24 protein-coding genes are annotated in these 23799 nt (G+C 69.7%); 21 read left to right on the forward strand and 3 right to left on the reverse strand.

Translation table 11 applies throughout. The annotated features are described in order from the left end of the window. Positions 1-14: 14 nt before the first annotated feature. From LQK89_RS02675 to LQK89_RS02685, 3 genes are read left to right on the forward strand one after another with little or no spacing between them, the layout of a single operon-like run. Positions 15-593, forward strand: a complete 579-nt coding sequence (locus LQK89_RS02675) for an HGGxSTG domain-containing protein (RefSeq protein ID WP_331000566.1) — start codon at positions 15-17, stop codon at positions 591-593. Further along, positions 556-2172: a phage terminase large subunit gene (gene terL, locus LQK89_RS02680; protein WP_231050100.1), complete on the forward strand. Its 1617-nt coding sequence runs from the start codon at positions 556-558 to the stop codon at positions 2170-2172. Before LQK89_RS02675 ends, terL begins: the two co-directional genes overlap by 38 nt. Continuing rightward, positions 2141-5320 (forward strand): phage portal protein, encoded by a 3180-nt coding sequence (locus LQK89_RS02685; RefSeq protein WP_231050101.1) that lies wholly within the window; start codon positions 2141-2143, stop codon positions 5318-5320. Before terL ends, LQK89_RS02685 begins: the two co-directional genes overlap by 32 nt. 30 nt (positions 5321-5350) lie before the next feature. On the opposite strand, the gene LQK89_RS02690 is transcribed toward LQK89_RS02685, so the two are convergent. Further along, complete coding sequence (locus tag LQK89_RS02690; protein ID WP_231050102.1) at positions 5351-5596, reverse strand: hypothetical protein; 246 nt, start codon at positions 5594-5596, stop codon at positions 5351-5353. A gap of 224 nt (positions 5597-5820) precedes the next feature. Here LQK89_RS02690 and LQK89_RS02695 point away from each other — a divergent pair, with 224 nt between their 5' ends. Continuing rightward, on the forward strand, positions 5821-6099 hold the full coding sequence (locus tag LQK89_RS02695) for a glutaredoxin domain-containing protein (protein WP_231050103.1): 279 nt from the start codon (positions 5821-5823) through the stop codon (positions 6097-6099). Here the strand turns inward: LQK89_RS02695 and LQK89_RS02700 are convergent. Continuing rightward, entirely contained in the window at positions 6054-6947 is an 894-nt protein-coding gene (locus LQK89_RS02700; protein ID WP_231050104.1) for a hypothetical protein, read from the reverse strand. The two genes, LQK89_RS02695 and LQK89_RS02700, sit on opposite strands and share 46 nt — an antisense overlap. A gap of 20 nt (positions 6948-6967) precedes the next feature. Between LQK89_RS02700 and LQK89_RS02705 the strand changes: the two genes are divergently transcribed. The 15 genes from LQK89_RS02705 (at position 6968) to LQK89_RS02775 (ending at position 21559) form a co-directional block, all read left to right on the forward strand. Further along, the gene (locus tag LQK89_RS02705) at positions 6968-7642 is read left to right on the forward strand and encodes a hypothetical protein (RefSeq protein WP_231050105.1); all 675 of its coding nucleotides are present in this window, start codon (positions 6968-6970) and stop codon (positions 7640-7642) included. Then, positions 7642-8034: an XkdF-like putative serine protease domain-containing protein gene (locus LQK89_RS02710; protein WP_231050106.1), complete on the forward strand. Its 393-nt coding sequence runs from the start codon at positions 7642-7644 to the stop codon at positions 8032-8034. Before LQK89_RS02705 ends, LQK89_RS02710 begins: the two co-directional genes overlap by 1 nt. Then, positions 8031-9332, forward strand: coding sequence for a hypothetical protein (locus LQK89_RS02715; protein WP_231050107.1), 1302 nt, complete (start codon positions 8031-8033; stop codon positions 9330-9332). Before LQK89_RS02710 ends, LQK89_RS02715 begins: the two co-directional genes overlap by 4 nt. Before the next feature lie 75 nt (positions 9333-9407). Continuing rightward, entirely contained in the window at positions 9408-10865 is a 1458-nt protein-coding gene (locus tag LQK89_RS02720) for a hypothetical protein (RefSeq protein WP_231050108.1), read from the forward strand. 155 nt (positions 10866-11020) lie between these two features. Next, on the forward strand, positions 11021-11500 hold the full coding sequence (locus tag LQK89_RS02725; RefSeq protein ID WP_231050109.1) for a hypothetical protein: 480 nt from the start codon (positions 11021-11023) through the stop codon (positions 11498-11500). 104 nt (positions 11501-11604) lie between these two features. Beyond that, positions 11605-12450 carry a hypothetical protein gene (locus tag LQK89_RS02730; RefSeq protein ID WP_231050110.1) on the forward strand — a complete coding sequence of 282 codons (846 nt, stop codon included), beginning with the start codon at positions 11605-11607 and terminating at the stop codon, positions 12448-12450. Continuing rightward, positions 12450-12956 (forward strand): hypothetical protein, encoded by a 507-nt coding sequence (locus tag LQK89_RS02735; protein ID WP_231050111.1) that lies wholly within the window; start codon positions 12450-12452, stop codon positions 12954-12956. The genes LQK89_RS02730 and LQK89_RS02735 overlap by 1 nt, the downstream gene beginning before the upstream one ends. 10 nt (positions 12957-12966) lie before the next feature. Next, complete coding sequence (locus LQK89_RS02740) at positions 12967-13251, forward strand: hypothetical protein (protein WP_231050112.1); 285 nt, start codon at positions 12967-12969, stop codon at positions 13249-13251. Between the two features lies 1 nt (position 13252). Beyond that, positions 13253-14242: a phage tail tube protein gene (locus LQK89_RS02745; RefSeq protein ID WP_231050113.1), complete on the forward strand. Its 990-nt coding sequence runs from the start codon at positions 13253-13255 to the stop codon at positions 14240-14242. Between the two features lie 73 nt (positions 14243-14315). After that, positions 14316-14810: a hypothetical protein gene (locus LQK89_RS02750; protein WP_231050114.1), complete on the forward strand. Its 495-nt coding sequence runs from the start codon at positions 14316-14318 to the stop codon at positions 14808-14810. Positions 14811-15021: 211 nt separating this feature from the next. Next, positions 15022-15462 carry an HK97 gp10 family phage protein gene (locus tag LQK89_RS02755; RefSeq protein ID WP_231050115.1) on the forward strand — a complete coding sequence of 147 codons (441 nt, stop codon included), beginning with the start codon at positions 15022-15024 and terminating at the stop codon, positions 15460-15462. A gap of 12 nt (positions 15463-15474) precedes the next feature. After that, complete coding sequence (locus LQK89_RS02760) at positions 15475-18480, forward strand: phage tail tape measure protein (RefSeq protein ID WP_231050116.1); 3006 nt, start codon at positions 15475-15477, stop codon at positions 18478-18480. Between the two features lie 231 nt (positions 18481-18711). Then, positions 18712-19575, forward strand: a complete 864-nt coding sequence (locus tag LQK89_RS02765) for a phage distal tail protein (protein ID WP_231050117.1) — start codon at positions 18712-18714, stop codon at positions 19573-19575. Further along, positions 19572-20705 carry a hypothetical protein gene (locus LQK89_RS02770; protein ID WP_231050118.1) on the forward strand — a complete coding sequence of 378 codons (1134 nt, stop codon included), beginning with the start codon at positions 19572-19574 and terminating at the stop codon, positions 20703-20705. The genes LQK89_RS02765 and LQK89_RS02770 overlap by 4 nt, the downstream gene beginning before the upstream one ends. Positions 20706-20713: 8 nt before the next feature. Continuing rightward, positions 20714-21559 carry a hypothetical protein gene (locus tag LQK89_RS02775; protein ID WP_231050119.1) on the forward strand — a complete coding sequence of 282 codons (846 nt, stop codon included), beginning with the start codon at positions 20714-20716 and terminating at the stop codon, positions 21557-21559. Here the strand turns inward: LQK89_RS02775 and LQK89_RS02780 are convergent. Continuing rightward, entirely contained in the window at positions 21556-21753 is a 198-nt protein-coding gene (locus LQK89_RS02780) for a hypothetical protein (protein ID WP_231050120.1), read from the reverse strand. The two genes, LQK89_RS02775 and LQK89_RS02780, sit on opposite strands and share 4 nt — an antisense overlap. Before the next feature lie 187 nt (positions 21754-21940). On the opposite strand from LQK89_RS02780, the gene LQK89_RS02785 reads away from it, so the two are divergent. Both LQK89_RS02785 and LQK89_RS02790 read left to right on the forward strand, forming a co-directional pair. Continuing rightward, a complete protein-coding gene (locus tag LQK89_RS02785) occupies positions 21941-22630 on the forward strand; it encodes a gp53-like domain-containing protein (protein ID WP_231050121.1) in 690 nt (229 codons plus the stop codon). A gap of 24 nt (positions 22631-22654) precedes the next feature. After that, positions 22655-23773 (forward strand): GH25 family lysozyme, encoded by a 1119-nt coding sequence (locus LQK89_RS02790; RefSeq protein WP_231050122.1) that lies wholly within the window; start codon positions 22655-22657, stop codon positions 23771-23773. Positions 23774-23799 lie beyond the last annotated feature (26 nt).

Genomic DNA, 23799 nt, shown 5'->3' on the forward strand with positions numbered 1-23799 from the left:
ACACGGAGGCTGACGTGCAGTGCTCCGCTTCGACCCGGTCCGGTGACCCCTGCCGCAACAACCCGATCGCCGGCGGCACCGTCTGCCGCATGCACGGCGGCGCAAACCCGAAGACCGCCGCGAGGGCTGCTGTCCGCGCTGAGGTTGCCGCGTGGACGCTCGGGCAGGCCGTCGACGACCCCGGCGAAGTGCTGCTCCGCCTCGTCACCCAGTCGCGGATCCGCGCCGACCGGTACGCGACTCTCATCGCCGAGAAGATCGAAGACCTCGCACCCGGCACAACGATCGAGGACATCCTCATCGGCGACACCATCGCCGTGTCCGAGTTCGGCGGCGACACGAAGACCGGCGAGTACATCCGCGGCCTCATCCAGCTCGAGAACCAGGAACGCGACCGCCTCGCCACCTTCGCCACCAAGGCGATCGCCGCCGGCCTCGCAGAACGGCAAGTCCGACTCGCTGAACGGCAAGGAGCGCTCCTCGCACAGGTGATGGTCGCCGTCATGACCGACCCCGCACTCGGGTTCACCGACCAGCAGCGAGAGGCGATGCCCCGTGCCATCGAAGCTCACCTCGCCGCTGTCGCAGGCTGACCCGTCCGACCTCGCAGCGTTCCGCGCAGCCCTCCGCAACCTCGGACCGCCGGAGCACACGTACGCCACCCCCGGCGACCTCGCCCGCGCCATCAACCCGAAGACCGTGCAGACGCCCGCGCTCGACATCATCGACCGGGAGCTCGTCCGCGCCTACAACACCCGCGACGCCCGCCTCATCGTGTCCATGCCGCCGCAGGAGGGCAAGAGCGAACGGGTCACGAAGACCGGCACCCTGTGGGCGCTGCTGCAGGACCCCGACCGCCGCTTCGCGATCGCCTCCTACAGCCAGGAGCTCGCCGAAGGGTTCGGCCGGGACATCCGCAACTGGATCGTCTCCAACGACGGCGAAGACGGCATGCTCGACCTCGGCCTCCGCGTCGCACGCGACAACGGAGCCGCACGCCGGTGGCGTCTCGACGGCAAGCGCGGCGGCGTCGTGTCCGTCGGCGTGCAGTCGTCCCTCACCGGCCGCCCCGTCGACGCACTCGTCATCGACGACCCGTTCAAGGACTCCGTGCAGGCGGACTCGTCGAACTACCGCGACATGGTGTGGGCGTGGTGGCAGTCGACCGCGTCAACCCGTCTCGCGCCCGGCGCACCCGTCATCGTCATCCTCACCCGCTGGCATGAAGACGACCTCGCAGGACGGCTGCAGGCCGCCGAGGACGGGCACCTGTGGCGGGTCGTGAACATCCCCGCCCTCGCCGACCACGACCCCGCCAAGGGGCAGACGGACCCGCTCGACCGGACACCCGGCACGTGGCTGCCGTCCGCCCGCGGCCGCACCCCCGCCGAATGGGACGCGATCCGCACCCGCGCCGGCTCCCGCGTCTTCAACGCCCTCTACCAGGGCCGACCCAGCCCGGCGACCGGTGACGTGTGGCAGCGCTCCTGGTGGCGCCGCTACGACCAGCCTCTGTGGTCGGAGGACGTCGCCGCCGGCACCTGCCGCCTCAACGAGGTCGACGATGTGATCCTGTCGTGGGACATGACGTTCAAGGACACCAAGGCCAGCGACTTCGTCGTCGGGCAGGTGTGGGCCCGCCGTGGCGCCGACGTGTACCTGATCGACCAGATCAAGAAGCGGATGTCGTTCACCGACACCAAGACGGCGTTCGAGGCGATGGTGAAGCGGTGGCCGCAGGCGACCGCGAAGCTGATCGAGGACAAGGCGAACGGGACCGCGGTGATCGACTCGCTCCGGAAGACGATCCCCGGCATCGTGCCGATCACCCCGAAGGACTCGAAGTACTCCCGCGCGAACGCCGTCGCCCCGTTCATCGAAGCCGGCAACGTGCACCTGCCGTCGAAGGACGTCGCCCTGTTCGACGTTGACGACCTCCTCGACGAAGCCACCTCGTTCCCGAACGCCGCCCACGACGACCAGGTCGACGCGACGTCGCAGGCGCTCGCCCGACTGCTGCTCCGCGTCGGTGAGGGGTCCGCGTTCCTGCAGCACATGAAGAACCAGCTCGGCGACCAGCCGAAGACCAGCACCCGCAACTGGCGCGTCACCGCGCAGCGCATGAAGGAAGGCGGCACCGATGCCCGGACTGGTCGACCGCAACGGCCGTGAGCTGATCAAGGCCACCTCGTCGACGCCCGCACCGATCACCGCCGCCCTGTACGCGGAGGGCATGGCGAGCACCTCCGACATGGGGCCCGGGTCGCCGCTGCTGCCCCGCACCGGGTACTCGCAGCGGCCGCGCGCCACCGACTACCCGGTCGGCGTGAACATCGCGTCGTCGTCGCGGGAAGCGTGGGGCCGCACCTCCTACGCCACTCTCAAGGCGATCATCGACGCGTACGACGTCGCCCGGATGTGCATCAACCACAAGATCGACGAGATGCGGTCCATGGAGCCGCTGTTCCAGCCCGCCGACGGCGTCTCCGGTGACGTGTCCGCGGCGATCGACGCGGCCCGCGCCGCGCTCGCCCGCCCCGACCGCGACAACGACTACGCCGAGTGGCTCGCGCTCGTCCTCGAGGGTGCGCTGCGCTACGACTCGACGGTCCTGTACCAGCGCCGCAACATGGCAGGCGACGTCATCGGCCTCGAGGTCGTCGACGGCACCACCGTGTTCCCGTACGTCGACGAGAACGGCCGCCGCCCCGCACCGCCCGCGCCGGCGTACTTCCAGCGCATCAAGGGCATCACGGACACGTGGTTCACGGCGGACGACATCCTGTTCCGCCGGTTCCGCCCGCAGACGGACTCCCCGTTCGGGCTCGCGCCGATCGAGTCGGTGCTGCTCACCGCGAACACGGACATGCGGTTCCAGTGGCACTTCCTGCAGATGTTCACCGACGGCACCGTGCCCGCCGGGCTGATGCAGCTCCCGCCGGACATCTCGTCGCCTGACCAGGTCGCCGAGTGGCAGGACTACTGGGACGCGTTCACGTCCGGGGACCAGTCGATCCTGCACAAGCTGATCGCGGTGCCTGCCGGGACGCAGCTGATCGAGACGAAGCCGAAGGTCTTCGACAAGACGTTCCCGCAGTACCTGATGTCCCGCGTCGCCGCCGCGTTCGGTGTCGTCCCGCAGGATCTCGGGATCATCGACGACGTGAACCGTGCGAACGGTGAGACGCAGGTCGACGTGCAGTTCCGCGTGAACACGCTCCCGTGGGTGCGGTTCGTGGAGAGCATCCTGAACCGGTACGTGCAGACGTCGCTCGGCCTGCCGGTGAAGGTGACGCTCGACACCGGCCGAGACGTCGAGGACAGCCTGCAGCAGGCGCAGGTGTGGAACCTCGCGGTCGCAGGCGGTGCCGTCTCGCCGGACGAGTGGCGGTCGGAGCAGTTCGGCCTCCCGATCGACAACGAACGGCCCGTCCCACGCGGCATCATCTCGTCGCGGCTCGGGTTCGTGCCGCTCGTCGCGATGGAACGCGTCGCCGGACCGATCGACCCGGAGACCGCCGCGCCGGTCGACGGGGTGCCGCTCGACCCGACCCCGTTCGAGGGCACCGACGGTGTGATGCCGGACAAGCTGCCCGGCGGCACGTCGTTCAAGCGGGCACCGTCCGACCCGGAGGAGCCGGAGTTCCCGGACCTCGAGCAGCCGGACCCGGCGACCGCGGTCGTCGCGGACCCGTCCGCGCCGGTCGCGAAGGCGGATACCGTCGGTGTGACGATCGACACCGGCCTGTCCGGCGTCGACCAGCTCGGCCACGACGAGGACGACGACGACGAGCAGCTCGTGAAGAGCGAGCTCGCCGCGTTCCGGAAGTTCACCCAGACCCGCCGCAAGCGCGGCACCTGGCGCGACTTCCAGTTCACCGCCACCGACCCCGTCGACGCGCACCGGCTGAACGACGCCGGCCGCGCGCAGGTGCGGAAGGCTGCCGGTGACCTCGTCGCCGCGGGCCTCGCCGTCCGGGCGGCCGACACCGGCCGGGTGCTGATGCTGCAGCGGGCGCTCGACGACGCCGACCCCGCCGGCGGGACACTCGAGTTCCCCGGCGGCCACATCGAGGGCGACGAGACGCCGCTGCAGGCCGCGGGCCGTGAGTGGGCGGAGGAGACCGGCGTGCCGGTTCCCCCGTTCGGGACGATCGGTTCGTCATGGTCGTCTGGCGTCTACCAGGGCACCGTGTACACGGTCGACCAGGAGTCGTCGGTGCCGGTCCGCGGTGACGGTGTCATCGTGAACCCGGACGACCCCGACGGGGACGCCGTCGAGGCGATCCTGTGGGTCGACCCGGCCGCGCTGACCGGGAACCCGATGGTCCGCCCGGAGCTCGCCGCGAACCTCGACCAGGTGCTGCCGCTGCTGCTGCCCGACACCGCCGACGAGGCGGAGCCGACACCGCCGCAGTCCGCGTTCACCGAGCACGTCCTCGCACGCCTCGACGAGCATGGGGAGGACGATGCGGCCCCTTTCGTGAAGAGCTGGCGTGACACCCCGAAGGTGACACCCCAGCTCGGCTACGACCTCCGCATCACCGACCACTACGCGCCAGCCGTCCGCGACGGCCTCCGCGCCGCCGTCGGACAGGTGAACGTCGCCGGCATCGTCGACACCGTCGGCAGCCGCCTCACGAAGGCGGTCGACGACACCCTGCTCGAGCAGGTCATGTCCGAGCTGCCCGTGAACCTCCCGCTCGACGAACTCGACCAGACGGTGCGGCGGATCCTCGCCGACGGGTACCTCGCCGGCGTCCACGCGTCCATGCAGCAGATCGGCGCCCACGCGCTCACCGTCACCGGCAACGCCGGGACCGCGGCCGTGGACGTCGACTGGGACGCGTGGGAACCCGGCGACGACACCGCCGCCGACCTCGTCGCCGACGGGGGACTCGCGGACCTGCTCGACACGGCAGGGGTCACGATCAGCGGCATCAGCGACACGATCCTCGACCAGATCGGGAACGGCATCGCTGACGGCGTCCGGAACGGCTACGGCTCCGACCGGATCGCCGACGACCTCGCCGACCTCGTCGGGTCCGACTGGCGCGCCGAGCTGATCGCGCACACCGAGACGGCGCGGGCGATCACCGCCGCGTCGCTGGGTGTGTACGACGTCAACGGCGTCACCGAGTTCGACGTCATCACTTCAGCGGGCGCCTGCCCGGTGTGTCTGGCGGCGGAGGCGGCGAACCCGCATCCGCTGAACGACGCGGGCGCGCAGACGCCGATCCACCCGAGGTGCCGGTGCTCCACAGCGCCGCGCGCCGACTCCATCCCCGATGCCGACGTGTCGGGTCCGGCGAGCGACTAGTTCGCCCGGGCCCGGCACGCCGCCGAGCTCTCACCGACCTCCGCGACGACGAAGGATCGTGCCAATCCCCTGGACGATGAAGGTCAGGCCGACGAGCGCCATCACCGCTTCGACGGTCCACACCGGAGCACTCGCCGTGAACGGGTCGATGATCGCACGGTGCCCCTGAGGGCCGAGCCCCGGGGCGAGAACGAAGCCCATGACGGCGAAGAGAACGCCAGCCACGATCAGGGCTGCCGGGTGGGGCGCATCGAAGAAGGCACGCTTCTGGCTCATCCGCCTACTTCCGTCGCTTCTTACCGCCCGGGCCCACCGTGAAGTACGTCTGAGCGGCGGCGACTGCTACGAGAACGACGACGACAGCAGCAATCAGGAAGGCGTGCACAGCCGGAGGCTACGGCGCTGGTCCCCGCCGTGATCGCTTGCTGTGCGACTTCCCATCGCCGACGAGCGTTCGGCTCTCAGATCGATAGCGGCCGCCGGCCGCAGACAGGAACACCGTGAGCCCGCAGCCGACCGTCCGCGTCTACTCGAAGCCGAACTGCATGCAGTGCCGGCTGACGGAGAAGTGGCTTACCGACCACGCCGTCCCGTTCGTCCACGACAGCGCGGAAGCGGACGGCGTCGCCGACGCGGCTCGGTCGCTCGGCGTGACGGCCGCGCCGATCGTCGTCGTCGGCGACGAGGTGTGGGGCGGGTTCCGCCCCGACCTGCTCGAACAGCTAAGGGACCGTCAGGGGGTGGGTGATTTGCCCTTCCACCTGCGAAGAAGTCGATGAAGTCGCACGGCGGCTGTCGGACGAGGCTCTTGAATGCGCTCCGCTTCCAGAACGCCCTGGTCGCTCTGCTGCTGGCGAATTCTTGACCGTTCTGCAGCCGTTGGGCCTGAGTTCTCGGGGTCATCGTGGACGCGTTCGATCGGCTCCGAGCGATGACGTCTCCACCATTGTCCGCTCGCATCGCGGAAGATGACGGTCGTTGCGAGACTAGGCATTCCTGGATGGAAGCTATTGATCCACACGGCATCGACCACATAGTCCGTCTCGGGTCCAACTGCGTCGACTTTAATCGAGAAGTCTTCCCAGATCAGGCCGTTCCCGGCGTTCAGCACTTGAAGTCGAGCCGGGCCGATGAGTTCCTTGCTCCCGTTGTGGATAACCACCCTCACCTGGATCAGCGGTTGCAGAGCGAGGCCGAGCCACCTCTCGGCAGAGGTGGAATCGGGATTCATGACGACGTCCGCGGCGCCTTCAATGACCTGGCCGGAATCTGCTGCGGGTGACTTGAGTGAGAACGTCTGCCCAACCTCGTACAGATCAACGTGGGTGTGCTTCGAGTAGACCAGGCGTGCTTGCTCCTCTCGTTTGATGCGGCCATTTCGTAGGTACGTGCTGGTCGCGACGAACAGGGCCACGAGGCCACCGAGAGTCGTCAGCCAACCGCGCCAGGCATCCCATTGAGCGGGTGTGAGGAGTCCGAGCAGCCAATCGATCATGATGCTCGCAGCGTATAGCGGCTCGACCAGCGCCACTCGCCACTTTCCTTTCTTTCCTGCGCGCAGGTTCTCCGGCTCCGGCTGGCGGCCGCACGCAACTGCGGCCCCGGCATCCCACCCGTACTCCGTCACTACGCGATCGGATTTCACGCATGATCGACGACCCCCGCCTCGCCGAGCTCGGCCAGTTCACCCCCGAAGGGCACCTGCAGCCCGGCTACGGCGACCACTACGTGTTCTTCGTCGGCCGCGACGACTGCCACGGCATCCTGCACCACCTGATCCCGCAGGAACGGCTCCTGTTCAAGCTGAACATGTTCGGCTACGACGACGACGAGCTCAACGCCGACATCATGGGCCTGTTCGACGACCCCGCCGTGCACGTGCAGGCCACCCTCGACCGGTCGCAGGCCGGCGGCGTCCACGAGCGGAAGATCGTCGAGTTCGACCAGCAGACGAACAGCGAGGACTTCAACTACTCGTTCGCGATCGGCCACTCGGAGACGCACCAGATCAGCCACACGAAGGGCGGCATCCTCGTCGGCCAGGGCATCGGCTTCGAGGGCAGCATGAACTGGTCCGACAGCGGCGAGGGCACCGGCATCAGCCTCCGCGCCGACGTCGCCAATCCGGCAGGGTTCAAGGCGCAGAACAACACCCTCATGGTGTCGACGAACCCGGTGTTCCTCTCCCGGTTCGGTGCCCGCCTCGACGTCGAGCACCGCGTCGCCGTCCAGCAGGCCCACGACCGGTCGCTCCGGGACATCGCGAAGCGCGCGGCCGCCGCCGCGACCGCGCCGCGCGCAGTCCGATCGGCGGTGCGGTGATGACCGCCGACCACCGCTACGTCCTCGGCATCGCGTTCAAGGCCGGCCGCAACGACCTCGTCAAGCGAGGCGCCGACGGCAAGCGCGACATCGCCTCCGCCGACGTCATCGAACAGGCCGCCTGGAACTTCATGAAGGGCAGCCGCGACATCGGCGTCGAACACGCCGACGGCACCGTCGGCCACGCCACCGTCGTCGAGTCCTACATCCACCGCGGCGACCCCACCACCTTCCCCCTCGACGACGGCGAGAGCGTCACCGTCGACCCGGGCGACTGGGTCATCGGCGCGATCCTCGACGACCCCGCCTGGAACCTCTACAAGGCGGGGAAGATCACCGGCTGGTCGCCGCAGGGCACCGCACGCCGCCGACCCATCAGGAGCAACCCGTGAGCGACCTCGACGACGACACCGAGATCACCGAGATGCACACGCCCCGCGTCGACCTCGTGTCGAAGGCGGCGAACGGCACCCGGTTCTTCCTCGCCAAGTCCGCCACCTCGGACGACGCATCCATCTTCAGCGCGGACGACGTCCTCGCACTCGCCAAGGCCCAGGAGGGCGACATGACCGACACCACCGACGAGCCGCTCGCGAAGGACGCTGGCGACAAGATCGACCCGACCGTCGACACCAGCAAGGTCGACGCCGCCGGCGACCCCAACGACCCGACGTCGGCAGCGTGGGAAGCGGTCGACGCCGCGAACGCGCAGACCGCGATCGAGCTCGCCGTCGCCCTCAAGCGGAACATCACCGCCGCGATCGAGCGGGAGGCCACCGAGGTCGCAGTCGGCGGCGACCCGGACGACGCCGACAACGTGTGGACCCTGCAGGGCGCATCCGACGCCGTCGACTGCATCGTCGCCGCGCTCGCCCCATTCGCCGTGTCCGAGGCCGCTGAGGCGGAGGACCGAGAGACCGACGACGCGTCCGTCGTCCTCAAGTCCGGCCGGGTCCTGTCCGGCGTCAACGAGGGCCGCATCCGGCAGGCGCAGTCCCTGCTCGAGGACGTCGTCGGCAGCCTCCCCGCCCCCGTCGAGGACGTCGCGAAGACCGACGCCGAGGAGCCGGTCGTGAAGGCCGACGACGAGGAGCTGACGCTCGTCTACACCGCCGACGGGAAGGTGCTCGGCGCGGTGAAGGCATCCAACATCACCACCTTCGCCGCCACCCCGGCCGCCGCCGACGACGCGGCCACCGACAAGGACGCCGCGGCCACCGACGCCGCCGCGACCGACACCGCTGCCGCCGCCACCACCGGCGAGCAGACCGCAGACCAGACGGCCGACGCCACGGACGACAGCAAGGTCATCCCCGGCACCGAGACCGTCCAGTCGCCCGCCCAGACGGACGACGACACCCCCGTCACGAAGGGCCTCGACCTCGAGGTTCTCGACGCGCTCAAGGAGCTCACCGGCGCACTCGCGAAGCAGGCGGACGAGAAGTCCGACCTGGCGAAGACCGTCGCCCAGCTGGAGGAGCGTCTCGAGAAGATCGCGCAGAGCCCGGACGACCGTCGCAGCCCGGTCCTGAACGGCGCCACCGGCGTCGCCGGGGTCGCCGCCCGCGACGGAGCCGAGGACCAGCACGCTGAGCTTCGGAAGGCGATCGCCGAGAGCAAGGACCCCGCGCAGACCCGCGAACTGCAGTCGCAGCTCGCGTTCGCGGAGATCCGCTCCCGCTTCGCCTGACCAACCCACCCCTTCATCCCCTGAGCAGCCCCGCCAACCCGCGGGGCTGTTCGCCGTGCCCAGAAAGGCTCCCCAGTGGACCTCAACCAGATCAGCGCCGAGACGCTCGACGAGATCAAGAAGGCGACGACCGCCGGCGTCAACATCAGCACCGGCCTGCAGGGCGTCGACCTCTCCGACGTCGTCTCCCTCATCCCGGTCAATACGCCGTTCTACAACCAGCTGCCGAAGACGAGCCCCGAGCAGGGCGCCCGGTTCGCGCAGTGGCGCGCCCTGACGAACGTCAACAACACCCAGCCCGACCCGGGCACGCCGTACGACTACGCCGCCCCGCTGGTGAACATCAGCGAGATCGACGTCGCCGCGGCGTACGGCAAGATCGGCACCGGCTACACGGTGACGAAGGACGCCATCAACCGGGCGAAGGGCTACGCCGACGCGAAGGCGATCGCGCTCTTCAACTGCCTCAACCAGTACAAGATCGCGGCCGACAAGAAGCTGCTCGGCGGCCAGTCGTTCGCCCTCGCCGCCCCGACCGGCGTGACCGTCGTCCCGTCCACCACGGGCGGTTCGATCCCCGCGTCGACGCAGGTGCAGGTGCAGGTCGCGGCCCGCACCCTGTCGAACTACAACTACGGCGGCTCCGGCGCGGCCACGGCGATCGTCTCGGCGACCACCTCGAACGCCGGCGGTACGAACTCCGCCGTCGCGACCGTCACCGCGGTCCGCGGCGCGGTCGCGTACGACTGGTTCGTCGGCGGGTTCTACCTGACGACCACCACCGTCAACAAGGTCACGATCACCACGATCCCGACCGCGAACCAGCCCGTGCCGCTGCTCCCCGGCATCTACGCGGTCGCTCCGGCCGCCGTCCCGACCGTCGACGGGTCCGCGAAGCCGAACGACTTCAACGGCCTCCTCGCGTCGCTCGCCGGCGACTACGCCCTGCCCGGCTCGTACGGTCAGGTCACCGCCGGCCAGGGTGTCCCGTCGGGTGCGACGTTCCAGTCCCTCGACGGTGCCGGGTTCACCATCAACGGCGCAAACGTCGCCGAGCTCGACCGCCTCAACGCGGCGATCTACGCCAGCGTCCAGCTGTCGCCGACCGCCTACATGATGTCGTCCCAGACGGCGTCGGAGCTCTCCGGTGGCCTGCTCACCTCGGCGGCCGGTGCCGTCACGATGTTCGCCCCGAACGAGGCCGCGCAGCGCACGGACGTCGTCGCCGGCGGCAACGTGTCCTGGTACATCAACAAGTCGACCGGTGGGACCCCGATCGAGATCGAGATCCACCCGAACCTGGCGCCGGGCATCCTCATCGCCCGCACCGACACGGTGCCGTTCCCGAACTCGAACATCACCAACACGCTCGAGCAGCGTGACGAGGCCCCGGTGTCCGACTACGAGTACGGCGTGTCCCGCGTGCAGGGCGTCGCCGGCGGCGGCCCCCGCTTCGACGGTGAGACCTCGTCGTCGACGACCCTCGTGAACCGCGCCCCGGTCGCGATGGGCGTCATCAGCAACATCGGCTGACCTCAGCCGGCGTTCCAGGGCAGGTGACCCCTAGGGCGGGTCACCTGCCCTGCCCGATTGTCGTGCCGAGCGGCACGGCGGCTATCGAGGCTTCGGCCGCTGAGCCTGCGTAGCGAATCAGCGGCCACCCACCCCAGACCAGCCAGGAGGCACCCATGCTCGTCAAGCACGACACCGCTACGTCCATCGCCACCGACTCCGGTGAGCTGCACGCCAAGCACGGCATCTTCGAGGTCGCCGAGGAGCTCGGCGAGCACCTGATCCGCGTGTTCGGCTTCCACCGCCACAACGGCCCGCTGCCCGTCGACGAGCCCGTCACGTCGGACGACGACGGCACCGGCGACCACACGCCGACGAGCGACCAGAGCGAGGACGGCGAGGCGAACACGGACGCCAAGCAGGCCGGGCCCGCGCCGAAGCAGAAGCGCGAGTCCGCGGCCGTGAAGAAGAAGCGCGAGGCCGCCGAGGCCGCTGCCGCCGCCGAGGCTGCGAAGACCGCCGCCGAGGCCGAGGCGAAGCCCGCCGACGAGCAGCCGGCCGCCACCGCGCCCGCCGCCGACCCGGAGGCCGACGCAGCGAAGGCCGAAGCCGCCGCGCACGACGCCGCGAACACGGACGCCACGCCCGCAGCGTGACACCGGCGGGGCGGCCACGAGCCGCCCCGCCCCCACCATCCCCGGCGCCCGGAAGTGCGCCTCCCACGTCCGGGCGCCGGACCCACACCGCCACGGAGGCACCCATGACGATCGTGAACCCGATCGTTCCCACGTACGCGTCCCGCACGCCGTACCTGACGCCCGCCGAGTACACGGCGTCCCCGACCGGCGTCGACGTGTCCAGCCTCGTCCCGAACGGGTCCGCGCAGCAGAACGCCGACGCGCTCGCGCAGACGATCGCCCGAGCGTCGTCGTGGGTCGACACGGAGTGCCGGAAGATCCTCGCCGCGACCCTCGACACGCAGGCCGGCCGGTACCGCGTCACCGCGGACAACACGATCCGGATCCCGCTCGACAACACCCCGATCGTCGCCGTCGTCGATGTGTCCGTCGGCTCCTCGCAGGCGGGCGTGCAGCTGCTGCCCGCGACGACGATCCCGCTCGTCGAGATCGGCCGGAAGACGATCACCGTCCCGGTGCAGTTCCCCGCCGGCGCGGCCGTCGCCGCCGTCGTCCACTACGTCAACGGGTACGCGAACAGCCTCCTCAGCGCCGCGGCCGCCGCCGGCGCGACGGCCATCGCCGTCGACTCGACGCTCGGGATCATCCCCGGCATGCAGGTCACGATCTACGACCCGGGCGCGACCGAGCAGGTCACCGTCGTCGCGGTCGCCGGCAACGCCGTCACGCTCGCCGCAGCGCTGCTGTTTCAGCACCAGGCCGACGTCGCCGTGTCCGCGCTGCCGCCCGCGATCAAGCAGGCGACCGTCCTCAAGACCTCCGCCCTCATCAAGACCCGCGGCGACTCCGCATTCGTGATGCCGTCCCTCGGCTCCGAACCGACGCAGAAGCAGACCCTCGACCCGTCCGGGTCCGGCGACGAGACGATCGCCGCCGAGCTGCTCGCCCCGTTCCGCAGGGTCGCCTGATGCCGGACGCCGCGCTCCGCTCCGCGCTCGTCGAGTTCTTCGCCGCCCCGCCGATCACCGGCATCCAGCACTGGTACCGCGACGAGCCGTGGTTCATCCAGGGCGGCACGTGGAACCTCGCCGACAACGGCGGCTGGGGTGCCCTCGCGTACGTCCACATCGACCGGGCGCAGGAGTCCCGCATCACCATCCCCGTCGAGACCGGGCAGAAGCGCATCGACTACACGGTGTCGCTGCTGATCGCCTACCAGTACCTGATCCCCTCGCAGGTGCCGGAGAACGGGGAGGACTCCTGGATCGGCCCCCTCGACCAGATCGTCGACGCCGTGAAGGACCGGATCCGCTCCGACCCGACCGCCGGCACCGGCGCAGGCGGCACCGTCTTCCAGTTCGGGCAGGGCGACAACGACATCCGCCACGAACGCGACCTGCCCCGGCGCACCAACGGCGTCATCCACAACTGGACGCGCCTCGAGGTCGACGTCATCGAGATCATCACCGCCTGAGGAGGGCATCTTGCGCTACCTGTTCACCGGCAATCTCCCCGTCGTCGCGACGGACCTGTCCTATGGCCCCCACGTGAAGATCACGCACACCGGCGACGGCTTCACCGTCGCGCCGGGTCCCGACGGCTCCACCGTCGTCCTGCACCCCGGCGACGTCCTCGAGGTCGACGAGCCGCTCGTGCACGCCGACCTCCACGAGCTCGCCGACGACCTCGCCGAGCATCTCACCACCACGTTCGGCGTCGCCGACGCCACCGCGGCCCCCGAGGCCACCACCGAGACCGAGAAGGACTGACATGGCAGGCAACACCCCCACCTTCGCTGCCGCGAACACCCAGTGGGTCGGTCTCGCGGCCGAGACCACCTACGGCACCCCCGTCGCGACGCCGACCCTGTTCGTCCCCGCCGACACCCCCGTGTGGACGCACCCGACGCAGAAGCTCGTCGACACCGCCCTCCGCGGCTCCATGGCCGTCGAGCACCAGCAGGTCAACGGCACCCGCTACGACCAGGTGACGTTCAAGACGAACGCCTACATCGACTCGGTGTTCTTCCTCCTCCGCGCTGCGCTCGGCGTCGCCGACACGATCACCGGCTCCGCGGACCCGTACACGCACAAGACGTCGCTGCTGTCCGGCAACAACGGGCAGCCGCAGTCGACGACCGTGTTCTGGTTCGACGGCGCGGGCAAGGCGTGGCAGATGCCTGGCGCGCAGGTCTCCGACCTCAAGTTCACGATCAAGTCCGACGGCCTCATCGAGGTCGACGTCACGTTCGTCGGCATGCCGGCGGTCGCGATCGCCGCCCCGACGAACACCCCGACGACGCAGCCGCCGATGCCCGGCTGGAACTCGGTGATCACGATCGCGGGGAACCAGCTGAACCAGTACAGCGAGGTCGACCTCGAGATCAAGCGGGCGACCGAGATGATCCCGAACCTCGACGGCCAGCAGGCCCCGATGGCGATCTTCGCCGGGCCTGTGTCGATCGCCGGATCGCTGGTCGCCGTCTACCAGGGCTCGGCGGACGTGAACCTCGCCTCCGAGATGGCGAACACGCAGCCGGTCGTGACCGTGAAGACGGCGCCCGTCGGCGACAGCGTCCACTCGCTCACCCTGCAGCTGTCCAAGGTCGCGTTCGACAGCGCCGACCCCGCGGGCACGAACAAGTGGATGGAGATCAAGTCGGCGTTCAAGGGGCTCGCGAACCCGACCGACGTCGCCGCGGGCGGCAACGTCTCGCCGATCCTCGCGACGCTCCTCACCCCCGTCGCCGTCGCGTACTGACCCACCCCACCCCTACGGCTGAGGCCCGCCACATGGCGGGCCTCAGCCGTTTCCACACCCATCGGAGGCACCCATGGCAACCCGCAAGAGCACCACGACGACCCGCAAGGCCGCTACGACCCCCGGGCCGAAGACCGAAGACCTCACCACCCTCAAGCTGCCCGGCGGCGGCGTCGCGACGTTCTACAAGCCCGGCGAGCTCACCCCGCGCCGCGAGCGGCCCCTCACGATCCTCAACGCCCACCTGATGCCGAAGTTCCAGGAGGCGTTCCGCGCCGCCGGGATCGTCGACCCGACGAAGCTCGGCCCGTTCGACTTGTCCCTCTCCATCGAGGACACCGAGAAGATCATCCACCTGCAGGAACTCGCCGCCGTCGCGTACCTCAAGGGGTGGACGAAGGCGGAGCCGGTCCCGACCGAAGCTGACGAGCTCCTCGACCTTCCGCGGCCGCTGTACGACGCGCTCGTCGGGCACGCCGCGAAGATCCAGGCGTCGAGCCTGGTCAACATGTTCACCGTCGACGCCGTCGAGGACCCGGATTCCCCTACTGGGGGCTCCGACGCCTGAGGGCAGCGCTGGAGTCAGGCACCGGGGCTGACGTCCCCGTAGAAGCCCACCAGCAGTACTCGGAGTACCGGTACCGGAAGCTGTTCCACCTCTCGCACGCCGAGTACCTCGACGAACCGCTCGACTCGATCCGGTGGGCGCTGCACATCGACGACCTCGAGCGGGAGCGCGAGCGGAAGCAGCAGCGCGCCGCGGCGAACGGAGCCACCTGATGCCGCTGATCGGAGCAGCAGCGGTCCGCGCCGCCCTCAACAAGGCGATGGTCGGCGCGGACATGGCCTCCCGCGAGATCACCACGAAGGGCGCCGCGATCGTCGAGGCGGCCGCCAAGCGGAACTTCGAGGGCTCGCACGCCCGAGGGGAACCGCACCAGGGCGGCGACAAGCCGAACGTCGTGTCCGGCGACCTCCGACGCAGCATCCGGCACGAGCCCGTCGCCCGGCTCGGCGTCGCGTCGTACGGCACGGTCGTCGGCCCGTCCGTCGTCTACGGCCGCCGCATCGAGCTCGGTTTCCTCGGCCAGGACTCGCGCGGCCGCAAGTACCACCAGCCGCCGTTCCCGTACTTCGTCCCCGCCGTCACCAGCACCGCGCCGCAGCTGCAGGCGCTAGCCGCCGCCACCTGGTTGAGGTGGCTCACCCCTGACCCGTGAAGGCGGACCCCGATGGCCATGCTGCCCCCGCTCATCCTCGAACTGAAGTCCCGGGCGGGGGAGGTGATCACCGACCTCAAGGGCGTCGACGCTGCCGTCTCCAAGACGGAAGCGGCCGTGAACTCGTCCGCATCCGGCATTGAGCGCGGCTTCAACCGCGTCGCGGCCGCCGGCAAGATCGTCGGCGTCGGCCTCCTCGCCGCCGGCCTCGTCGTCGGCGGCGTCTCGCTCAAGATGGCGACGGACTTCCAGTCCCACATGACGCTGCTGCAGACCGCGGCGGGGGAGACGAAGTCCGGGGTGAAGGTCGTCTCCGACGGCATCCTCAACCTCGCCGGCGCGACCGGCACCTCCATCGACCAGCTCTCCGACGGCGCATACGTCATCGAGAAGGCCGGCTACCGGGGTGCCGCGGCGATCGACGTCTTGCGCGCCGCGTCGGAGGGCGCGAAGGCCGAGAACGTCGACCTCGCGACCTCGACGAACGCGCTGACGAGCGTGATGATGTCGTACCACCTCAAGGCGTCCGACGCCGTGCGGACGGAGAACGAGCTCGTCGCGGCGTCCGGGCAAGCGAAGACGACGATGCAGGCGTACGCCGGCGCGCTGTCGACCGTCATCCCGGTCGCGTCGGCGGCCGGCATCGGCTTCGACCAGGTCGGCGGGGCGATCGCGACCCTCACCCAGCACGGCACCTCCGCCGACGAGGCGACGCAGGAACTCGCGAACACGATCCGCAACCTGCAGGCCCCGAACGCGGTCGCCTCGCAGGCCATGCAGCAGCTCGGCCTCGACTCCGTCGACGTCTCCTCCAAGCTCGGACAGCGCGGCCTGACGGGGACCATCAACCTCGTCTACGACGCCATCGCGAAGAAGATGGGCCCGAGCGGCCTCGTCGTCGTCGACACGATGAAGAAGAGCGCCGCGGCGTCGCAGGACCTGCAGGCGATGCTCGGCAAGATGCCGCCCCAGCTGCAGCAGCTCTCGCAGTCCTACCTCGACGGCAAGGTCGGGCTGATGGACTACCAGAAGTCCGTCAAGGGCATGGACAACACGTCCGCCGCGATGGGCCTGCAGTTCTTGTCCGTCGCGAAGAACGCCGACGGATTCAACAACATGATCAAGGCCGGGAACCCGGCGGCCCTGACCTTCTCCGGTTACCTCAAGCAGGTCATGGGCGGGGCGACCGGCCTGAACACGGCGCTGATGCTCGGCGGCGAGAACATGGCCGGGTTCAAGGCCCGGGTCGAGGACGTCGGCAACGCCGCGAAGCACGGCGGGAAGGACATCTCCACCTGGGCGCAGACGCAGCAGAACCTGGCTGTCCAGCTCGACCAGGCGAAGGGCGCTATCGCCGCGGTGGGCGTCGAGATCGGCACCGCGCTGATCCCGAAGGTGTCGGCGGCCCTGCAGTTCGGGAACGCCTGGATGCAGGGCCTGTCGAAGCACCCGGCGGTGCTGATCAGCATCGCGTCGGTCATCGGCGGCGTCCTCCTCGTCGCGATCGCCGCGTACGTCGCGAAGATCACGTGGGCGGCTGCGCAGTCCGTCGTCAGCTTCGCCCGGATGACGGCTGCGACGGCCGTGTGGATCGTGAAGCAGACCGCGTCCGCCGCGGAGTCCGTCGCGATCTGGTCGATGTACGCGGGGGAGTGGATTGCGACCCAGTCGCGCGCCGCCGTCGAGTGGGTCGGCCTGTGGCTGACCTACGGGCCCGCGTGGATCGCCGAACAGGTGACCTCAGCGGGCGAGTCCATCGCCCTGTGGGGCATGTACGCGGCGGACTGGATCACCGCGCAGGCGTCGTCGGTCGCGGAGTCCGTCGCGCTGTGGGGCATGTTCGCCGCCGAGTGGGTCGCGAAGCAGTCCGTCTCCGTCGCCGAGTCCGTCGCCCTGTGGGGGATGTACGCCGGCCAGTGGATAGCGAAGCAGGCGACCGCGATCGCAGCGGGCACCGCGCAGTGGGCCGTCTTCTACGCCCGCTGGGTGGCGCAGGCAGCCGCCGGCGCGGCCCGGTGGGTCGCGGCGCAGTCCGTGGCGTTCGCGCAGGCGACCGCCCGCGGGGCAGCGTTCGCCGCGGCGAGCGTCGCGCAGGGCGCCGGGCAGGCGGCCGCGTGGGTCGCGTCGACCGCCCGGACCGTCGCCGCTCTCGCCGTGCAGACCGCGGCCCTCATCGCCCAGAAGGCACCGATCGTCGCGTCCGCGGCGATCATGGGGATCGCGACCGCCGCGCAGTGGGCGTGGAACGTGGCGATGGACGCGAACCCGATCGGCATCGTGATCCTCGCGATCGTCGCCCTCGTCGCCGCGATCATCCTCGTCGCGACGCACTGGCAGCAGATCACCTCGTTCCTGGTTTCCGCGTGGCAGGCGGTCGTCTCGTTCTTCCAGGGCATCGGCGCGACGCTCGCGTCCTGGTGGTCCGACCTCTGGAACAGCAAGATCGGCGAGTTCGTCCGCCAGCAGTTCCAGGCGGACATCAACGCCGCGGTGGCGATCTTCCAGTCCGTCGTCGGCTGGTTCCAGTCGATCGGAGCCGACATCTCCGCCGGGTGGAACGCGATGTGGTCCGGGCTCGGATCGATCGTGCAGACCGCCTTCGGGCCGGTCATCTCGTTCATCAAGGGGGCCGCGTCGACGATCTCGAACATCATCGGCGGGATCTCGTCGGCGATCAACGGGATCTCGTCGGCCGCGTCCAGCGTCGCCTCGACGGTCGGCGGCGTCCTCGGCGGCATCCACCTGCCGTCGTTCGACGTCGGCGGCGTCATCCCCGGCGCCATGAACGCGCCGATCCCGATCCTCGCGCACGGCGGTGAGGTGATGCTCTCGAACGACATGCTCGCCGGCCGCGCGCCGATCCCCGCGCGGGCGCAGCAGGCGCTCGGTCAGAGCCAGATGAAGGCCGGCGGTGCTCCGTCGGTCAAGCAGCAGACGGTGCAGGTATACGCGACGACGAACGCGTCGCCGCAGCAGATCGCCTCCGCCGCCGGGTGGGAACTGCGCCGCATGGGCTGACACCGGGAAGCGGTGGGGGACCGCTTCCCGGCGCCCTGCACCTCGCTGCGATGCGGGTGTGCAGGGACCGCGTGCAGCGACAGGGGGGTGCTGAGCGTCGGCCCTCATGCGCCGTCAAAGCCGCCGCTCGGCAGCCATAGAAGCAAACGCCCGTCGGAGCCGCGAGCTCTCTTGCGGAACCTTCACGGGCCTGTCGGCTCGTCCCCAAACTCAACACAGATCGGACAGGCAGTGACCGCGCTCAACCCGTACCAGGGCACCTCGAACGGTCTGACCTTCGGACCCGGCACCGACGTGCAGCTCGTCTCCATCGACGGTCTCCGCGACACGACGACGGTCAACCAGGGCGACGTGCAACTGCCCCGCCTGAACGGAGCCGCACCCGGCACGAACACCCTCGGCGAGCGGGTCCTCGTCCTGACCTTCGCCGTCTTCGCGCCCGTCGCAGCGTTCGAGACGGTCATTTCGAATATCGCCACCGCGTTCCAACCGATGTCCTCCCCGAACGCGCTGCAGCCGCTGCAGTTCATGCTCCCCGGGTGGCTGTCGGCCCGACAGGTGAAGGGCCGCACCACGAAGGGTGCGATCCCGATCGACACGGACTTCCAGTTCAACGTCGAGCGGGCGATCGCCCTCGAGTTCACCTGCCCGGACCCGCTCATCTACGACACCGTCGTGCAGACGCAGTCGACGGGGTTGCCGTCGCCGACCGCCGGCCTGACGTTCCCCGCGTCCGCCCCGTTCGTGTTCGGCGCCTCGACGGGTGGCTCGCTGCAGTTCGTGAACATCGGCAACGTGCCCGGCCCGATGGTCATGACCATCACCGGGCCCGTCACGAACCCGATCCTCCGGATCGGGAACCTCTACCTCGGCTTCAACATCACCCTCGGTGCCTCCGACGTGCTCGTCATCGACACCGCGGCGCACACCGCCACCCTGAACGGCACGGCCGCCCGGGCGAACCTCGTCATGGCCGGCTCGTCGTGGCTGCAGGTCCCGCCCGGGACCGTCACCGTCCAGGTCGCGTCGTCTGACTCCGCAGCCGTCGCCGCCACCTTCACCGGCACCTTCTCGAGCTCCTGGGGGTTCATGTGACCGACGAGGTGTTCACGGTCAAGGCGTACGACCTCAACACGAACGCGTTCATCTGCGAGCTCCCCGCGAACGGTCTCCGCTTCGACCGTCGCCTCAACGACCACGGCTCCATCTCGTTCGACGTCGACCTCAAGGCGCCCGGCACCGCGGCGATCGCGAACCCGTTCCTGCAGTACGCCGGCAACCCCGTCGCGCTGTACGTCGACCGCTCCGGGATCCTCGTGTGGGGCGGCATCAGCGAGACCGTCGCCTACAAGAAGTCGACCGGTCTCCTCTCCGTCGGCGGCAAGGAGTTCCTCGCCTACTTCGAGAGCCGCCTCGCGCTGCGGGACTACTCGCAGAAGTCGTACCCGAACGGTGTGGACCCGGCGATCCTGCTCGGAACCGTCCTGACGGACACGCAGAACCCGGCGTACGGCGGCCCGGGCGCCTCGATCGGCCTGTCCGTCGTCTCCGCGCCGTCGAACCTGCCGATGCTGACGCCCGGGTACCCGCTGTCGCAGCCGACGATGGTTGGGACGATCGTCAGCGACCTCGTCACGACCCTCACGCCCGGCTACGGGACGCTCGACTGGCAGCTCGTCGTCGCGTACGACACGAACGGCAACCCGACCCGCACCGCGTACGTCCGAGCGCCCCGCTCGGGCCGCGGTGCCGGGTCGACCGGGCTGATGTTCGACCTGTCGAACTGCGTCGAGTACTCCTGGCCGATCGACAACGGTCCGTCCGGGAACGTCATCACCGTCACCGGCGCTGGAAACGGTTCCGCGCGGCCCCTCGCGACCGTGGTGGCCCCGTTCGCCGTCGGCGGCCTCGGACAGCCGCCGCGGATGGACTACGTCTTCTCGAGCAGCGCGCAGTCGCAGCAGCAGGTGCAGCAGATGGCGAACGGCCTGTCGTCGCAGTGCTCGCAGCCGCTCATGACGCCGGTGGTGACGGTCCCAACCTCCGGCGCGCAGCCGCTCGGGTCCTGGATCCTCGGCGACGACGCCCGCCTCGTCACCGCCGGCGACGAGTTCTTCCCGAACGGCCTCGACCAGTACTGGCGCATCGTGCAGGAGTCCGTCGATGTCCCCGACGCGGGCGTCCCGACCGTCGAACTCACCTTCAACCTGCCGCCGACCTACTAGGAGCAGCGATGGCCTCGACGAACCTCGGCCCGGACCACAACCTCGCGAAGCGGCTCAGCAACCTCGAGGACGCTGTCCAACGGCTGCAGAACGCCGACGTGCTGCAGAACGCGTCGATCGGCGCGGGCGGCCTCACCGTCAACGGCGGCAGCATCACGATCACCGGCGGCGGCTCGCTGAACGTCACCGGCGGCGGCCAGATGAACATCTCCGGCGGCCTCAACTCCGGCGGAACCCTCTCGGCACAGCAGTCGATCACCGCAGGCACGACGATCAGCGCCGGCAGCGACATCACCACGCAGGGGAACCTCAACGCACCGAACGGCAGCCTCAGCCTCGGCGGCAACGCCTCCGTGAACGGGTCGGCGACGGTCGGGAGCCTGTCATCCAGCGGCGGCGGGTCGTTCGGCGGCGGTCTCACCGCGACCTCCGTCGGCCTCGGCTCGTCCGGCACCGTCACGTCGACCTACGCCCGCAACAACTCGGTCAGCTCGTCCTACGTCGCCGCGTACCTCAACGGCGACGGCCGGCTGCTCGCGTCCGCGTCGTCGCACACGATCAAGCAGGACTTCACGCCCGCCGACGTCCGGCCGCTCGTCGACGCGCTCTACCGCCTGGCGCTGATCCGGTTCCGGTACATCGCCGCCGTCGAGGAGCACGGCGACGACGCGGCGGAGGAACTCGGGTCGATCGTCGAGTACGTCGACCGGACGCCCCTGCGCGAGTTCGTCGCCCGCCGCACGAACGACGACGGGGACGAGGTGCCGTTCGCGATCAACTGGGAACGCTTCACGATCCCGCTGGTCGCCGCGGTCCAAGACCTCGACCGACGCCTCCGCGCCGCCGGGCTCTAGTCGCAGACGGGGATCCCATCGACCGTCGACGCCGACCCTGACGCGCACCACGCGCCCGGGTCGAGGTACGCGCCGCCGTCTGCGTTGTTCGGGTCCGACGACACAACGAACGGCACCGGTGTTCCCGCTGGCGCATTCCCGTCCGGATAGGCGTTCGCCGTCACCGGGTCGGAGTCGATCGGCTGGTCTGTCATGCCCCAATTCTACTTCCGCTTTCGTCAATAGTGAGGCATTCAGTTGGCTGTACAAACCGTTCCCTATGCGCTGCAGAATGCGTCGCATTCCGCAGCGCTGTTCCGTCAGTCCGCGTCGTCGGCATTCGTTGGTGGCGGGGCGCTCGGCGTCAACGAGCTCCTCGTCAGTGCGCAGCCGACACCGAACATGTCCGTGATCCTCGGTCCCGGCCGGGCGAAGATCACCGGGACCAGCGTCGCACCGCTGAGCAGCGGGTCGAACCCGATCCCCGCGACCACGCAGGGCATGTACGACGTCCTCAACGACGCCAACGTGACCCTCACCGTCGCAGCAGCGAACGCGACGAACCCGCGAATCGACGCGGTCTACGTGGGCGTGCAGGACTCGTTCTACAGCGGATCCACGAACCAGGCGATCCCCGGCATCGTCACCGGCGTCGCGGCAGCCACCCCGGTCGCTCCCGCGGTCCCGTCCAACGCCGTCCTGATCGCCTACATCGCCGTCGCCGCGAATGCCTCGTCGATCGGGCAGAGCAACATCTCCGACGCCCGCACGTTCGCGTTCCTCCGGACCTCGAACCCGGGCAACTCGCTCCTGTCGTTCCCCTCGACCCAGATGCCGTCGAGTTACGCCCCGATCATCCAGGTCGGGTACGTCGCTGGCAAGACGAGCGCTGGCGGCGTCCTGTACGGCACCTTCCCGCAGGCATTCCCGAACTTCTGCGGGCCGGTATTCATCCAACTGGGGAACAACTCGAACGGATCGGGTTATCCGACCCTGATCGAGGCGTCTAGCACCACCACCGGCTTTGGCACGTTCTGGCCCAGCACGGGAAGCACGAACGTCCATTTCTGGTATCTCGCCATCGGCGGATAACCGCCACCACAGGAAGGCAACACCATGACCGTCATCGACATCTCCTACTGGCAGAACTTCATCGACCAGTCCACCTTCGCCGCGTGGAAGGCCGCAGGCGTCGAGCGCGTCGTCTTCAAGGCCGGAGGAGCCGACGGGGGCCTCTACAAGGACTCCCGCCACGACACCAACGTCGCCCGGGCGCGCGCCGCCGGCCTCGGCGTCGACCACTACTTCTTCAACGGCCCCGTCGACCCCGTCGCCGCGGCCGACGCGTTCATCGACTACGCCGCCCCGCAGGCCGGCGACGGCCTCTGGTTCGACATCGAGAACGAGGGTGCGCTCGCGCACTGGACGCCCGACCAGGTGCTCGCCGCCGTCCAGCAGGTGAAGGCGCGCACCGGGGCGATCGCCGGCGTCTACATGTCCTCGTCCGTAACCGCGCAAGCCGACTGGTCCGCGGTCGTCGCGTTCGGCTGCCCCCTCTGGGTCGCGCAGTATGGGCCGAACGACGGCAACGCGCACGGCGCCCCGTCGATCGCGCACTGGACGTCGTGGACGTACTGGCAGTACACCAGCCAGGGGCGCATGCCCGGCTTCGGCGGCAGCCTCGACGTCAGCACGACCAGCGGCGGCGTCATCCCCGTCGTCACCGCCGCCGCGACCGTCGGCCACAACGCCTCGTCCTGGTCCACGCAGCAGATCCAGGCCGCGCTGATCCACCTCGGCTACGACCTCGGCCCGTCCGGCGCGGACGGCGACTACGGGCCCGCGACCACCGCCGCGGTCCACAAGTTCGAGGTCGACCACGGGCTCGGCGTCGACATCGGCATCGCCGGCGGCCAGGTCGTCGGCAAGCTCGCGCAGCTCACCGCCGCCCCCGCCGCACCGGCGGCCGCCGGCCTCACCCTCGACGGAGTCCTCGGCCCGCGGACCATCACCCGGTGGCAGCAGGTCATGGGAACCCCAGCGGACGGGACGATCTCTACCCCGTCGGCGCTGATCCGCGCCGTGCAGCGCGTCGTCGGGGTCACCGACGACGGGCTCCTCGGCCCCATCACCCGCAAGGCCGTGCAGGCGCACCTCGGCGTCGCCCAGGACGGCATCTGGGGCCGCAACACCATCACCGCACTGCAGGTCCGGCTCAACCAGAACCGGTTCTGATCATCATCGCCACCGACGAGGGGACC

The organism is Curtobacterium sp. C1 (assembly GCF_021049325.1).
Taxonomy (GTDB): Bacteria; Actinomycetota; Actinomycetes; order Actinomycetales; family Microbacteriaceae; genus Curtobacterium; species Curtobacterium citreum.